General features: G+C 57.1%; 14 protein-coding genes and 1 pseudogene. 6 read left to right on the forward strand and 9 right to left on the reverse strand.

Annotation, left to right across the window (positions count from 1 at the left end):
- Positions 1 to 15: 15 nt before the first annotated feature.
- The 3 genes from QPL96_RS01760 to QPL96_RS01770 all read right to left on the reverse strand — a co-directional run bounded on the left by QPL96_RS01760 (position 16) and on the right by QPL96_RS01770 (position 3,165).
- Positions 16 to 747, reverse strand: coding sequence for a spermidine synthase (locus QPL96_RS01760; RefSeq protein WP_303285156.1), 732 nt, complete (start codon positions 745 to 747; stop codon positions 16 to 18).
- Positions 748 to 829: 82 nt separating this feature from the next.
- The gene (locus QPL96_RS01765; RefSeq protein WP_117617909.1) at positions 830 to 1,399 is read right to left on the reverse strand and encodes a DUF1415 domain-containing protein; all 570 of its coding nucleotides are present in this window, start codon (positions 1,397 to 1,399) and stop codon (positions 830 to 832) included.
- A 179-nt stretch (positions 1,400 to 1,578) separates the two neighbouring features.
- Positions 1,579 to 3,165 (reverse strand): ABC-F family ATPase, encoded by a 1,587-nt coding sequence (locus tag QPL96_RS01770; protein WP_303285158.1) that lies wholly within the window; start codon positions 3,163 to 3,165, stop codon positions 1,579 to 1,581.
- Between the two features lie 182 nt (positions 3,166 to 3,347).
- Between QPL96_RS01770 and QPL96_RS01775 the strand changes: the two genes are divergently transcribed.
- Positions 3,348 to 3,626 (forward strand): peptidylprolyl isomerase, encoded by a 279-nt coding sequence (locus QPL96_RS01775; protein WP_303285159.1) that lies wholly within the window; start codon positions 3,348 to 3,350, stop codon positions 3,624 to 3,626.
- An 8-nt stretch (positions 3,627 to 3,634) separates the two neighbouring features.
- Here QPL96_RS01775 and QPL96_RS01780 read toward each other — a convergent pair whose 3' ends face one another.
- A complete protein-coding gene (locus tag QPL96_RS01780; protein WP_303285160.1) occupies positions 3,635 to 4,816 on the reverse strand; it encodes a Xaa-Pro peptidase family protein in 1,182 nt (393 codons plus the stop codon).
- A gap of 84 nt (positions 4,817 to 4,900) precedes the next feature.
- Positions 4,901 to 5,731 carry a DUF2059 domain-containing protein gene (locus QPL96_RS01785; protein WP_303285162.1) on the reverse strand — a complete coding sequence of 277 codons (831 nt, stop codon included), beginning with the start codon at positions 5,729 to 5,731 and terminating at the stop codon, positions 4,901 to 4,903.
- 99 nt (positions 5,732 to 5,830) lie between these two features.
- Here QPL96_RS01785 and QPL96_RS01790 point away from each other — a divergent pair, with 99 nt between their 5' ends.
- A complete protein-coding gene (locus tag QPL96_RS01790; protein ID WP_303285164.1) occupies positions 5,831 to 6,538 on the forward strand; it encodes a lysozyme-like domain containing protein in 708 nt (235 codons plus the stop codon).
- Between the two features lie 6 nt (positions 6,539 to 6,544).
- Here QPL96_RS01790 and QPL96_RS01795 read toward each other — a convergent pair whose 3' ends face one another.
- Positions 6,545 to 7,444 carry a LysR family transcriptional regulator gene (locus QPL96_RS01795; RefSeq protein WP_303285165.1) on the reverse strand — a complete coding sequence of 300 codons (900 nt, stop codon included), beginning with the start codon at positions 7,442 to 7,444 and terminating at the stop codon, positions 6,545 to 6,547.
- Positions 7,445 to 7,574: 130 nt separating this feature from the next.
- On the opposite strand from QPL96_RS01795, the gene QPL96_RS01800 reads away from it, so the two are divergent.
- Positions 7,575 to 7,769, forward strand: coding sequence for a hypothetical protein (locus QPL96_RS01800; RefSeq protein ID WP_303285166.1), 195 nt, complete (start codon positions 7,575 to 7,577; stop codon positions 7,767 to 7,769).
- A 115-nt stretch (positions 7,770 to 7,884) separates the two neighbouring features.
- Here QPL96_RS01800 and QPL96_RS01805 read toward each other — a convergent pair whose 3' ends face one another.
- Complete coding sequence (locus tag QPL96_RS01805) at positions 7,885 to 9,567, reverse strand: AMP-binding protein (RefSeq protein WP_303285167.1); 1,683 nt, start codon at positions 9,565 to 9,567, stop codon at positions 7,885 to 7,887.
- A gap of 165 nt (positions 9,568 to 9,732) precedes the next feature.
- Here QPL96_RS01805 and QPL96_RS01810 point away from each other — a divergent pair.
- Positions 9,733 to 9,870: pseudogene (locus QPL96_RS01810) on the forward strand (DUF1338 domain-containing protein); the annotation flags it as partial.
- 128 nt (positions 9,871 to 9,998) lie between these two features.
- On the opposite strand, the gene QPL96_RS01815 reads toward QPL96_RS01810, so the two are convergent.
- A complete protein-coding gene (locus QPL96_RS01815) occupies positions 9,999 to 10,655 on the reverse strand; it encodes a protein-L-isoaspartate(D-aspartate) O-methyltransferase (RefSeq protein WP_303285168.1) in 657 nt (218 codons plus the stop codon).
- A 239-nt stretch (positions 10,656 to 10,894) separates the two neighbouring features.
- Here QPL96_RS01815 and QPL96_RS01820 point away from each other — a divergent pair, with 239 nt between their 5' ends.
- Positions 10,895 to 11,560 carry a hypothetical protein gene (locus QPL96_RS01820; RefSeq protein WP_303285170.1) on the forward strand — a complete coding sequence of 222 codons (666 nt, stop codon included), beginning with the start codon at positions 10,895 to 10,897 and terminating at the stop codon, positions 11,558 to 11,560.
- A 126-nt stretch (positions 11,561 to 11,686) separates the two neighbouring features.
- On the opposite strand, the gene QPL96_RS01825 is transcribed toward QPL96_RS01820, so the two are convergent.
- Positions 11,687 to 12,091, reverse strand: coding sequence for a hypothetical protein (locus QPL96_RS01825; protein ID WP_303285171.1), 405 nt, complete (start codon positions 12,089 to 12,091; stop codon positions 11,687 to 11,689).
- A gap of 198 nt (positions 12,092 to 12,289) precedes the next feature.
- Between QPL96_RS01825 and QPL96_RS01830 the strand changes: the two genes are divergently transcribed.
- Complete coding sequence (locus QPL96_RS01830; protein ID WP_303285173.1) at positions 12,290 to 12,721, forward strand: tautomerase family protein; 432 nt, start codon at positions 12,290 to 12,292, stop codon at positions 12,719 to 12,721.
- The last annotated feature ends 196 nt before the right edge of the window (positions 12,722 to 12,917 follow it).

The following is a 12,917-nucleotide window of genomic DNA, read 5'->3' on the forward strand; positions in this document are numbered from 1 at the left end:
ACGCACTCCGGTTTCTCAGCCCGGCTTTCGGGCCACATACACGGTGTTGAACGATTCCCTGTTCTGGAACGGATTAAAGAAGGATACGACGTGGCAGGCGACATCGGTGAATACTTCATTCAACACGGCCATGAATTTTTCATCCTCGCCCTCGTTCGACCACATGGCGAACACGCCCCGGGGCCGGAGTTGCCGGGCCATCAGGCGAAGGTTGTTGGCGGTGTAGAAGCTGGCACTGGAGTCATGCAGCAAGGCCCGGGGCGAGTGGTCGATATCGAGGAGGATGGCATCGAATGGCTTGCCGGGGTTATCGGGATCAAAGCCGCCGGTTTCGGGGTCGGCGATAGCCAGGTCAAAAAAGCTGGCATGAACGTAGCGATTCCGTGGGTCGGCATTAAGGTCTTTGCCCAGGGGCACGAGCTCTTTCTGATGCCAGCCAATCACAGGCGCGAGGTATTCGACCACGAGCAGTTCGTCGACCCGCTGGTGTTTGAGAGCCGCCACGGCGGTGTAACCGAGGCCGAGTCCGCCGACAACCACACGGAGGTTTTCACCTTCGGTTTCGCCCAGTCCGATGTCGGAGAGGGCAACTTCGGCGTCCACGAACATGCTGGACATGAGGAATTCCTCGCCCAGCTTCACCTCGTAGATATCCCGGTCGCCAATCGCCGGAATCCGACGCCGGCGCAGGGTGATCTCACCGATCACCGAGGGTTGGCTGTCAATTTGCTCGAAAAGCAGTCCCATGTGTTCTGGCTCTTATGGTATCCGGTGGAAACGATAAATCTGAGTTTGCCGTCCCCAGCCTGAAAATCTGTGCAAGGAACGGTTACTCCCCATTCCGCCCAGGGGCGGACTCACCGAAACATGCTGCAAGAGTCTTTCGCATCTTCTCTGCGCCCAGTTGTTCCATCAACTCAATGTTTCTCTGCGGAATCCCATCCACATCCGGATAACTGTCAATCGCCGCTTCCAGGCTGGCTTCGCGCAACAGGTGCAGCATCGGGAACGGTGAACGGTTGGTGTAATTCTCCGCAGCACCCGACTCGGTGCCCTCAAACTGGTAATCCGGGTGGAAACTGGCGATCTGGTAAACACCTTCCATATCCAGATACGCCAACAAACCATCCGCAGCATCCAGAAATTCATTGTAGGAAGCAAAGTCCTGCAATACACCCGGGTGAATCAACAGGGTGGTTTCTATCTCCGGTTCGTCCTCCAGACGCTGAAGCTCCGAGTGAAGAGCGTGAAGAAGCTCATCTTCGGTCCCTGCATCCGACACCACAAACCGAACCCGGTTCCGGACCAGTTCCCGTTTGGCGAACGGGCACAGATTGTAGCCGACGACGACATCTTCGACCCATTTGCGGGTTGTGTTAACTATTTCAATCTCGCCCATGTTCTTTTCCTTAAAATGACCGAAGGCTACTCACAAGATTGAAGCGGGCGTGTGGGCCTGGCTTTCCAAAACTGTGCGGAGCCATGGATGGCGGAGCCCAAGCGTCACATGGACGTGCCGCAAGGAGCGTGTTTTGGAAAGCCAGGCCCACATGTCCGCCCGCACCCAGAGCCTAAGTCTTAGAGGTACCCCTGGCTACGAAGATAGTCGTCATAAGACCCACTAAAGTCAGTAACACCGTCGGCCTTAAGCTCAATGATGCGCGTAGCCAGCGAAGAAACAAACTCCCGATCATGGCTGACGAAAATCAGTGTACCCGGATAGTTCTCCAGCGCCAGGTTCAGCGCCTCAATGGACTCCATATCCAGGTGATTGGTAGGCTCATCCATCAGCATCACATTGGGCTTTTGCAGGATCAGCTTGCCGAACAGCATCCGCCCCTGCTCGCCGCCCGAGATCACACGGACAGATTTGGCGATGTCGTCGCCGGAAAACAGCATGCGCCCCAGGGTACCCCGAACCAGTTGTTCACCCCCGGTGGTCCACTGGGCCATCCAGTCCGTCAGGCTGTCATCATCGGCAAAATCTGCGGTATGGTCCTGGGCGAAGTAGCCAACTTCAGCGCTGTCGGTCCACTTTACCTCGCCGCTGTCGGGCGTGTAAGCGCCGGACAGGCACTGCAGCAGGGTGGTTTTGCCGATGCCGTTGGGGCCGATGATCGCTACCCGCTCGCCAGCCTCAACCTGTAGGTTCAGGTTCTTGAACAAGGGCTTTTCATCGAAGCCCTTGGTTATGTTCCTGAGGGTCACGGCCTGGCGATGCAGTTTCCTGCCCTGCTCGAAACGGATAAACGGGCTCACCCGGCTTGAGGGTTTCACCTCTTCCAGCTGGATCTTGTCAATCTGGCGGGCGCGGGAGGTGGCCTGCCTGGCTTTCGAGGCATTGGCAGAGAAGCGGCTGACGAACTGCTGCAGCTCGGCAATCTGGGCCTTTTTCCTGGCGTTGTCGGACAACATGCGCTCGCGAGCCTGGGTAGCGGCGGTCATGTATTCGTCGTAGTTACCCGGGAACAGACGCAGTTCGCCATAATCCAGATCCGCCATGTGCGTGCACACGCTGTTCAGGAAGTGGCGGTCGTGGGAAATGATGATCATGGTGCTGTTGCGGGCCACCAGGACGTTTTCCAGCCAGCGGATGGTGTTGATGTCCAGGTGGTTGGTGGGCTCGTCCAGCAGCAGTACGTCCGGATCGGAGAACAGCGCTTGAGCCAACAGAACACGCAGTTTCCAGCCCGGCGCCAGGGCGCTCATGGGGCCATTGTGCCGCTCCAGCGGGATGTCGAGGCCAAGCAGCAGCTCGCCAGCGCGGGCGTCGGCGGTGTAGCCATCCATTTCCGCGAACAGCACTTCCAGATCCGCCACGGCCATGCCGTCTTGCTCGCTCATTTCCGGCAGGGAGTAGATGCGGTCCCGCTCTTTTTTAACGCTCCACAGTTCCTCATGGCCCATGATGACGGTGTCCAGCACCGAGCAGTCTTCATAGGCGAACTGGTCCTGGCGCAGTTTACCGAGCCGGACACTGGGCTCCAGCATGACCTGGCCCGCGGAGGGCTCGAGGTCACCACCGAGTATCTTCATCAGCGTGGATTTGCCGCAGCCGTTAGCCCCGATCAAACCATAGCGGTTGCCGTTGCCGAATTTCGCAGAAACATTCTCAAACAGGGGCCTGGCCCCGAATTGCATGGTGATATTGGCGGTGGAAATCAAGAAGCAAACCTGTCGATGTGGGGCCGGCAGGCGCCGACTGTAAGAAAGCCGGCATTGTACAGGTTTGCAGGCAGGACTGTGAGGCCGCAGAAACACGGATAAAAAGCACTTGCCTCTGGCGTGCGGTCCGGGCAGCATTCCCGTTCTGACGAACCCATTCATCCGACAACAGGATATTGAACATGGCACAAGCAACCGCACGCCACATTCTGGTAGACAGCGAAGCAAAATGTGAAGAACTGAAAAAAGCCATCGAAGGCGGCCAGGATTTCGCCGAAGTGGCAAAGCAGCACTCTTCATGCCCCTCCGGCCGAAACGGCGGTGACCTGGGCTCTTTCGGCCCGGGCCAGATGGTTCCCGAGTTCGACAAGGCCGTGTTCAACAGCGAGCTGAACACCGTGATCGGTCCGGTCAAGACCCAGTTCGGCTACCACCTGCTGGAAGTGACCAGCCGCAACTGATCTGATTCTCAGGAGCCGAGCGTCCAGGGGTTGGACGTAATCGGCTCCGCGCCGGCATCCGTCACCAGAATCGTCTCACTGCACCCGATCCCCCATTTCCCGGGCACACGCAGGCAAATCGGGAGATGGAACACCATTCCGGGACTGAATTCCGTGTTACCACCGCGTGCGATAAAGCCCGAACCCTCCACCCAGGAGGGCGGAAACTGGGCACCAACGGTATAGCCGAATACGCCGGAGAAAAACACGGTGCCGGCAAGGGGGGCCAGGACTTTTTCCGCTGCCTGGGCGGCGGAATCAAAGGTCACTCCCGGTTTCACTGCCGCCAGAAGGACATCCACAATGCGCCGACAACCGTCGAACACCTGTCGCATTTCCCGCGATGGCGTTCCGGCCACCACCGTTTGCATCATGGGTGCAGTATAGCGCTGCCAGGCGGAACCGAACTCCAGAAATACCGGCTCGTCCTGCTCTATCCTGAAGCGTTTGTGGTTGGTGTGAATCACGCTGCTGCGCCGACCTGTGGTTATGATCGGTTGCATGCTCATGAATTCACTGCCTGCTTCCAGGAGGGCCCGGGCACCAACAGCAGCAATGTCGTTATCCGTTACCCCTGGCCGAACTTCCGCCGCTGCCGCTTTCAGCCCTTCTCCGGTGATACGCGCACTCTCTCGCAAGTACTCGATTTCACCTGAGGATTTGACAATGCGAATCTTCTTTACGAGGCCGCCACTATCAATAAACCGAACGCTGGAAAGCCTTGCTTTCAGGCCTTCAAGCACCCCCTGCCGGAGCGAGCCGTGCCAGGCATCAATGCCGACAATATCCGCAGAACCGTTCAGGGCATCAATCAAAGGCGACAGTACTTCGCCAATGCCTTCCCAGCGGTAACCGGTAACCTTGGTAACCCGGGTTGTCACCATGGCTGGCCCCATTTCGATGGACGGCACCTGCAGAAGCAGGGATGAGCTTGTGACCAGCAGGGCGACGTGAACGGACACCTCAAAGGTACTGTAACCGGTCAGATAGAAAATATCGGAAGGGTCTGTTAGCAGCAACGCGTCCACATCGTCAGCGGCCATCCTATCCCGCACCCGGGCAAGCCGATGATCAAATTCTTCCGCCCCGAAGGGGCACTCAGAGCCCCTTAATTCTGCCGGAAGCGCTTTCTGATAGGCATTAAAATCCATGGTCGCACCTCCTCGGTCACTCTTACCAAGGAGAGTGGACCCGAATTTGCCTTTTCACAAATTTCAGAGCGCTTTCAGCAGCATTTACTGGCTGTTTGCGGACGCCGGCGAGAGAAATTGCGCCAATTGCCTGCCAACGGATTCGATCGGGTCGGTGATCGCCTGCTGGATGCTATTGGTAACAACCCTCGAGAACGCCGCACCGGCGGGGCTTTCCAGAAACCCCAGATACAGGTTCATTTCCTGGGCACCGATAGTCTCGTAGGTATAGAGATAGCTGTCGTACACCTGCTGGCCGACAACACCGGTCAGCATACTGCGCTGGCTTTCAATGCGCTGCCGGAGCTGATCGTAATTGACCGAATCACTGCTGAACGCCGCCATGGCCGTTGCCAGCCCGAGCTGCACCGCGATGCTTGTATCCACCGCGCTTTCAGTAGCGCGGGAGGCGCGGTCAAAGCGGTCGAACATTTGCGCTTTGCGGGTGCCCTTGTATTTGGCGTTCAGTTCTGGAGCACGGGCCTGGATCTGTTGCCAGGCAGACGGCTCGGAAGCGGCAATCTCGGCAGCGGAAATCTTCTTTGCAACCGGTGTTTCATACCAGTCCTGCACCGCGTCAAGCTGTGCGTCCGTCAGCTGGTTTTGCAAATCGGTAATAATCTGCTGCTCAATGTCGGCGGCACTGAAACTCTTACTCACCAGATTACCGATGGTATCCGCCACCATGGGCGGCAACTGGCCGCTTCGCTTCAGACCGTCCCGAATGCCCTGGCTCATCATGGCAGGATATCTGGCGACAATATCGTCAACAGGCGACGCCGCCAGGACCTGGCGGGCATCCGTTGCCGCCTGGACCGCTCCGGTAAAGAGCAGGGCTGTGACTAAAAGAGGTTTAATTAGGGCAAATCGCTTCATTTACCTATCATCCCGAACGTATTGTTGATTCCCTTATGCCATGGGTGTGATGCATGCAGCAAGCAATCCCGCGGTCCCGGAGATGACAGTTTGGTAGGAATGCGGAAGAAGCCTCGCCAGAACAGCAGACGTCGCCGAACGGCCATCGAGATCTGGAGAAGCCGGGCCCGGTGGTACGGGTTGCCGGCGCTGGGTTTGCTGATGGCCACCTGGGCCACTTTGCGGTTCAGCCTGCTGGCACCGGCCCCTCCGGCGAACCCGGAAGACCTGTGCGAAATCTTCCGGGAACATCCGGCCTGGTATGACTACGCCCGCGAATCCGAGCAACGGTGGGGCACACCAATCGCGACGCAAATGGCCTTTGTCTACTACGAATCGTCCTTCCGCAGCCATGCCCGCCCACCGCGCTCCGTGCTCTGGGGCTTTATTCCCTGGACCAGGCCGACAACCGCCTACGGCTATGCCCAGGCCCTGGACCCGGCGTGGCAGGAATACCTGCAGGCCAACGGTGAGGGCTGGTTTACCGTTCGCACCGATATGGAGTACGCCCTGGACTTTGTCGGCTGGTACAATCACCTGACCCACCGGCAGCTGGATATTCCGTTTTCAGCCCCGCGGCAACTGTATCTCGCTTACCACGAAGGCCGGGGCGGTTATGCCCGTAAGACTTTCGTGCAGAAACCGGCCGTGACGACCCTCGCCTCCCGGGTGCAGGCCCGGGCCTTTCGATATGATCATCAGCTCAACACCTGTGAACAGGAGCTCCAGTGCTGGCGCTGGTACCAGTTCTGGCCGTTCTGCGGCTGAATCCGGTTACAGCGCCGTTCTGATCGCCAGTTGGGGTTCAAGCGCCTGCAGTCGCTCCACCAGATACTCCATGACAATCCGGACACGAGCCATCTGCTGGGTATCCTGGTTCACGTGCAGCCACAGATCGACACTCTCGCCTTCCAGCGGGTCTGACAGGCGACGAAGCTCACGGGTACCTTCACCGAGATAGCACGGCAATACCGCCAGACCGGCGCCGGCCCTGGCAAGGGCATGCATGGACTGCAGGCTGTTGCAGCGAATGACAGATGCCACGTTCTTCAGATGCTTGCGGTACCAACGACCCGTGGCCAGATGGCTGAAGGTTTCATCGGGAATAACCCACAGGCAGGCCTCCGGATGATTCTCAATGTCCATGTTGCGGTTTCGCCGGCAATACCGCGCGGAGCCGTAAACCGCCGATTCGATGGCGGCAATCCGCTCTCCCTCGAGGGTTGCCTGCGGCTTGTTTTCCGGCCGGAGCGTCAGGTCCGCTTCCCGATGGCTGAGATTGGCCACATCGTTGTCCGTCAGAATTTCCAGCTCAATATCCGGGAACTCCCGCACCAGCTCCGCCAGTATCGGGCTGAGCAACTCATTCATCATGGCGTCTTCGGCGGCCAGGCGCACCTTGCCAACCGGCGCGGAGTCCTGCCCCACCAATGTGCGTTCGAGATTTTCCATCTCCACTGCCAGCCGCTCGGCTTCCCGAAAAGCCGTTTCACCCACTGGTGTAAGCTGCAGTCCGTCTCTGCTTCGTTCAAAAAACTGCACACCCAGCGACTCCTCCATCTGGTCAAGTCGCCGTAAAACAGTGGTTTGGTGCACGCCCAGTAATTCACCGGCCTTGGCGAGTGTTCCACCTGTTGCCAGGGCCCTGATATATCGAAGATAATCCCAGTCCATAGTTACTGCATATTTGCAACGTGAGTACGGATTTTAACTTATTTAAGCTGCAAATAAGAACCCTTAGAATACCGTGTAAATTAAAGGTAGATAACTAACTAACCCGATCAGATTAAAGGAGGAAGGCGCTATGACTCAGAACCATATCGCAACCGTTCACCCGCTGCCGTCCAGTATCCTCCACAATTGTGCTGAGGTCAGGCGCCAGTATACCCGTGCTGCGGCAAAGCAGGCGGGCCAGTTTTTCAGTCGCAAGATGCGGAGCTTCAATCGGAAAGCCGCAAACGTTGCTCCGGACATGACCCGGATGCAGGGCGGCCACTGAGCCAACACTGAAATCTGGCATAAATGCGAGACCGCGCGCAGACTGGAAACGAAACACAGGGATTTGAAAACGCCGGCGGCGCCCGAGGGAGCCACCGGCGTTTTGCGTTCGGGAGTCAGAACTCCCAGACTACCTTTTTCTTCTGGCTGAACCAGTCGTCCATTTTTTGGTTATAGAAGTCTTCGATCACATTCCGCTTGATCTTCATGGTCGGCGTCAACATGCCGTTCTCCATGGTCCAGGGTTCCCTGACCACCACCACGAATGCCACTTTCTCGTGAGATTCACATTCAGCGTTCACGGCTTCCAGTTCAGCGGCCAGCTCCTGCTCAAGTTCGCTGCGATCAGCACCGGTTTCCAGTTCACCCCGCGCTTCCTCGGAAAGCAGGATCATCAGGCACGGCTGCGGCTGGTTGGCACCGGCAACACAGACCACTTCAGCTTTGGGATGGTTAAAACGGTTTTCAATGGGAACCGGAACAACATACTTGCCCTTCGAGGTCTTGAATAAATCTTTCACCCGGCCGGTTATCCGGAGGCTGCCGTCCCGGTCGATTTCCCCCATGTCTCCGGTTTTCAGGAAGCCGTCCTCGGTGAGGTCCTCCTTGGTTTTTTCATCATTCTTGTAATAACCCAGCATCTGCCCGGGACTCTTTACCTGGACCTCACCCCCCTCGCCAATGCGATGTTCCACACCCGGATTGGCCATACCGACAGAGCCAGCCCTCGCCTGACCCGGCCGGTTGGCGTGGGAGTAGCCGAAGTTTTCTGACATGCCATAGACCTCCAGCAACTCCAGCCCGAGATTCCGGTACCAGTTGACGATGTCAGCGGACAGCGGCGCGGCGCCGGTGAGCGCCGCCCGGCAATGGTCCAGCCCCAACTGCCGGAGTACTTTCTTCTTGACCAGGCCACTGACGATGGGAAGGTTGAACAGCAGCTTCTGTTTTTTGGGCGGCAATTTCGCGTTTACACCCAGGTAGAACTTCATCCACAGGCGGGGAACGGAGAAAAACAGCGTCGGCCGCGCCCGCTGAAGATCTTCCTGGAAGGTATCCAGGGAATTGGCGAAGTAAAGACGAAAGCCGTAATACAGAGACTGGGTTTCCACCGCCGCCCGCTCTGCCACATGGGCCAGCGGCAAGTAGGAAAGCATCCGTTCACCGGAAGAGACCGGGAACAGTTGCTGCAACCCGTCTGCCACTGAAATCATGGTCCGGAAACTGTGCATCACCCCTTTGGGACGGCCGGTACTGCCGGACGTGTAAACAATGGTCGCCAGGTTATCCGGGTCTGGCAGCCTCGGGTCCGCAGGCCCCTGACTGGCGATAATCTCCAGCCACTTTGGCGTGTCGTCCCTTGGTGACATGGGCAGGGAAATAAGCGGCAAATCGTCCGGAATGTGGTTTTTGATGTCGTTCCAGCCGTCTGCGGTACCATCGAGTTTACCGAGGAACAACAGTTTTGCCTCGCAGTGCTCAAGCACATAGGCCGCGGTATCACCATTGAGGGTAGGGTACAATGGCACCGACACGTGGCCGGCGGCCCAGATTGCCAGATCGGCCAGGATCCAGTGCGCGCTGTTCCTGCCCAGGATACCGATATTGCTCGGCTCCGGAAGATCCAGTCTGTTCAGGTAAGCGGCCATCCGGGACACCTGGTCTGCGGCCTGCTTCCAGGTGATATCCTCGACACGGCCATCCGGGAATGGCTGGGTCAGGTAGACATGATCGGGGGTCTCCTCTGCCCAGTAATACAGGCAATGGAGTGAGGTCTGCTTCCGGGGATCTACCGCCATAAACGGCTCCTTTGTTGTTATTGTACTGTCTGTTTCAGATACTGACTCGCTGTTCATACTAACGCCATTTCACCCGCGCTCAACAGCATTTAATGCCCGGGCGCCGAAGAAGGACAGGCCATCGTCAATGACCACATTGCACTGCGCACCTTCAACCTCGATCCGGTGCGGCTCGGAGCCCTGGCTGAACACTTTCTGAGCCTTGGTTATGAGCAAGACGGCGAATACCGTTTTGAGGCCAAGAAACTGTACGCCCGACACTATGAACACCCCTCCGGGGAACTCCCCAAGGTGTTCATATCGGAGCTGCTTGTTGATCAGTGCTCACCGGCCTTACAGGCAGTGGTGAAAAACCTGGTGGCCCAGGTACAACCGGATGCCGTTAAGGCTGAGGAACTTCGCGCCCGCTCACTGTGTTCAGAACCATCTCGTCAGGACCACCCCTGCTCACCGAGCAGGGGTACAAAACGAACAGCTCCGAAGTTCTCGGTTCTGAATTCGCTCCCCGAAACCCGGGTAATCCGCAGTAACGACTGCACGGAATGCCTGGAGCCAACCGGAATCACCAGGCAGCCGCCAACAGCCAGCTGATGTTTTAACGCCTCAGGCACCGCAGGCGCACCGGCGGCCACGACGATGCCATCGAAGGGCTGGTGTTCTGGCCAGCCCAGGGTGCCATCACCGCAGCGGACCACCACGCTATCAAACCCTTCCGATACCAGGGTTCTGGCTGCCCGTTCCGCCAACTCCGGCACTCTTTCCATGCTGAAAACCTTGCTGGCGATACAGGCAATAACGGCAGCGGCGTAACCCGACCCGGTTCCGATATCCAGCACTTTTTCGCCACCCCGAAGATCCAGAGCGTCTGCCATCAAGGCCACGATGTACGGCTGCGAAATCGTTTGCCCAGCGCCAATAGGCAGCGGCCCGTCATCGTAGGCACGGTCCTGCATACCCTTGGGCACGAATTTCTCCCGTGCCACCCGTCCCATGGCCTCAAGAACCAGTGGCGACTGGATTCCCCGGGCGACGAGCTGACACGCTACCATCGATGCTCTCCGGGACTCGAATTCACTGCCCTTTTTCATTCCGCTCACCTCTCTGGCCAAGGCCTGCGACCGCCGACGCCCACTGAATCACGTAAGCTTCGGCAACCACTTACCGGCGGTTACAAAGCAGTAACTTTTTTACAACGGCGGCCACCACGGTATCTGACTACTTTTTACTCACCGGTAGTAACAGAAAATGCCGCTGAACGCCAAAACAATAAAACGAACAACGGGCTGAGAACCTGAAAACCAGGGGGTCCCGTTGTTGAGGAGGAACAATGTCAACATCGGTTAACCACCTCGACGAGCGGACGCGGGATTCCGCCGAACTGCTTGAAGAAATCATGCCCTCCGCCATTACCCTGGCCATGATGCTTCGACACCGGAAAATGGCGGCGTGGCTGCGTACCGAATTTGATGGCTATCAGGACCCGGAGGCCGCCCCACCCTATCGGCGGCGATTGCATGGACATATCGTTGCCAAGTCTCCCCAGTATGGCTGGATTCCCGCCCCAATGGAGGATCAGCAGAAAGAAGAATTCGGCTACATGGACTTGCTTGAGGGCGTGAAAGCCCTTGAGAAAGTCTGTGTTAATTGCAAGAAAGGCAGTGGCAATCGGGTACTGCTGGCCAAAGAAGACATGGCCCTCCTGCAGAAACAGATCAATCTTACTGCCGAGCTGGCCATCAATCTCAGCCGGAACGTCTACTGCCGCCTGCTGAGGACTATCCGGGGAGCGATCTACCTCTGGACCCAGGAGCTCATGGCCAAGGGTATAGCCGGTGAACACAACCACTACAGCCCCGATGAACGGGCGAACGTAGCGCAACTGGATGACCCCGAGAGGTTTTGGCGCCGGGCCCTGGAAGAAGTGGACAACCTGCCGATACCAGACGTTCGTGAGGCCGGATTCTTTGAGCGGGTATTCGGGCGCGCAGGCTAAAGGACGCTGACAACCCCGACGCTGCTCAGGGCTTCAACCTCCCAAACAAGCTGCCCCGGCAATGGGTCGTCCGGTTTTCTTGGCGGGTCTGTCAGCATTGAGTTATAGATCACAAAAGTAACGCAGCTATTTATCAACCCATTCGTACAGCGGCTTTCCTTTGTCGACTATATGTACTGTGAAAATTTTTAACGGCATGTCGCCAACCACTTTAAACCCAGCATGGGGTACGCCACGCTCGTTCATGATGGGTGCGCCGGTAGGAATCTTAATTGGATCTTTACCGGGAGGCTGGATCATTCCACCCTGAACGAAATAACCTGATTCGACTCCGTGATGGAAATGGCGCCCAACAACCTCGCCGGGTTTGTATTCACTGATTGACGATATCACCTCCATCTCGGGCGAACCAGAAAGGTCAATCCGCTTAAGCTCCTTTCTATTTTCCGAATCTTCGGCCAGGGCAGGCCCTACAACAAAAAGGGCGCCGAGAAAAATCGCAGTAGTACTGAGCAGCCTGATCGCTTTCATCCCGGTTTCCTCCACTATTCGTTCTTAATTCCAAATCGGCAAGACCATTATCTAGAGCCATGCCCCGAGCAGCAACGGAAAAAGAATGAAGGTTGCCAGGTTTGTACTAATCTTATAGGACTTATCATCCCCCATAGGAGAAGATAAGTTTAGTAGCCCATCGATCCCGGCTTGCCTGTATGTCAGGAGGGTTTTCCCATGCCAACTTATACTGTCACGACCGCGAATCTTTCTCTCTCGCGACAGCAGAAATCCCAGATCGCGGATGCCATAACAACGGCCCATAACAGCCAAACCGGCGCACCCCGTTTTTTTTCCCAGGTTTTGTTCACTTCGCTTGATGAGGGTGAGCACTTTGTTGGTGGCGGCGTGAACAACGCGCCCCACGTTTATGTGTCAGGTCTTGTCCGGGAAGGCCGCAGTGCAGAAATCAAGCAGGCGCTGATGACTCATGTGCTGGAGGCGATAGCCAGGATTGCCGGCATAACTTCCGAGGAGGTCTGGATTTACCTGCAGGACATTCCGGCCTCGCAGATGATCGAGTTTGGCCGGTTTCTGCCAGCACCGGGAGATGAAGCTGAGTGGGAACGGGGAATGTCTCCAGAGAAACGAGCCAAGCTATCCAATTAACCGGAGCCCTTCCCGATGCACCTCCCTTTCTGGCTGACTACTGCCCTGCTCTTTCCGGTACTGCTCTGCCAGGGTAAGCAGGCCCGGCAAAAAACGCCCAGGTTGCCGGAGGCAGGTGTGGTTCTGCTGAGCATGGGTGTGAACGACGCCACAGGATTCACAACCCGCTATCGTTTTCGACAGCAATTGATTAAGT

This window comes from Marinobacter sp. SS8-8, assembly GCF_030540945.1.
In the GTDB taxonomy this organism is placed as follows: Bacteria; Pseudomonadota; Gammaproteobacteria; order Pseudomonadales; family Oleiphilaceae; genus Marinobacter.

Bases quoted from the DNA above. Each gene is read 5' to 3' on its own strand.
- QPL96_RS01825 (WP_303285171.1), bottom strand. From the start codon at position 12,091: ATGAAAGCGATCAGGCTGCTCAGTACTACTGCGATTTTTCTCGGCGCC.
- QPL96_RS01780 (WP_303285160.1), bottom strand. From the start codon at position 4,816: ATGGATTTTAATGCCTATCAGAAAGCGCTTCCGGCAGAATTAAGGGGC.
- QPL96_RS01785 (WP_303285162.1), bottom strand. From the start codon at position 5,731: ATGAAGCGATTTGCCCTAATTAAACCTCTTTTAGTCACAGCCCTGCTC.
- QPL96_RS01800 (WP_303285166.1), top strand. From the start codon at position 7,575: ATGACTCAGAACCATATCGCAACCGTTCACCCGCTGCCGTCCAGTATC.
- QPL96_RS01760 (WP_303285156.1), bottom strand. From the start codon at position 747: ATGGGACTGCTTTTCGAGCAAATTGACAGCCAACCCTCGGTGATCGGT.
- QPL96_RS01805 (WP_303285167.1), bottom strand. From the start codon at position 9,567: ATGGCGGTAGATCCCCGGAAGCAGACCTCACTCCATTGCCTGTATTAC.
- QPL96_RS01775 (WP_303285159.1), top strand. From the start codon at position 3,348: ATGGCACAAGCAACCGCACGCCACATTCTGGTAGACAGCGAAGCAAAA.
- QPL96_RS01790 (WP_303285164.1), top strand. From the start codon at position 5,831: ATGCGGAAGAAGCCTCGCCAGAACAGCAGACGTCGCCGAACGGCCATC.
- QPL96_RS01765 (WP_117617909.1), bottom strand. From the start codon at position 1,399: ATGGGCGAGATTGAAATAGTTAACACAACCCGCAAATGGGTCGAAGAT.
- QPL96_RS01820 (WP_303285170.1), top strand. From the start codon at position 10,895: ATGTCAACATCGGTTAACCACCTCGACGAGCGGACGCGGGATTCCGCC.
- QPL96_RS01815 (WP_303285168.1), bottom strand. From the start codon at position 10,655: ATGAAAAAGGGCAGTGAATTCGAGTCCCGGAGAGCATCGATGGTAGCG.
- QPL96_RS01830 (WP_303285173.1), top strand. From the start codon at position 12,290: ATGCCAACTTATACTGTCACGACCGCGAATCTTTCTCTCTCGCGACAG.
- QPL96_RS01795 (WP_303285165.1), bottom strand. From the start codon at position 7,444: ATGGACTGGGATTATCTTCGATATATCAGGGCCCTGGCAACAGGTGGA.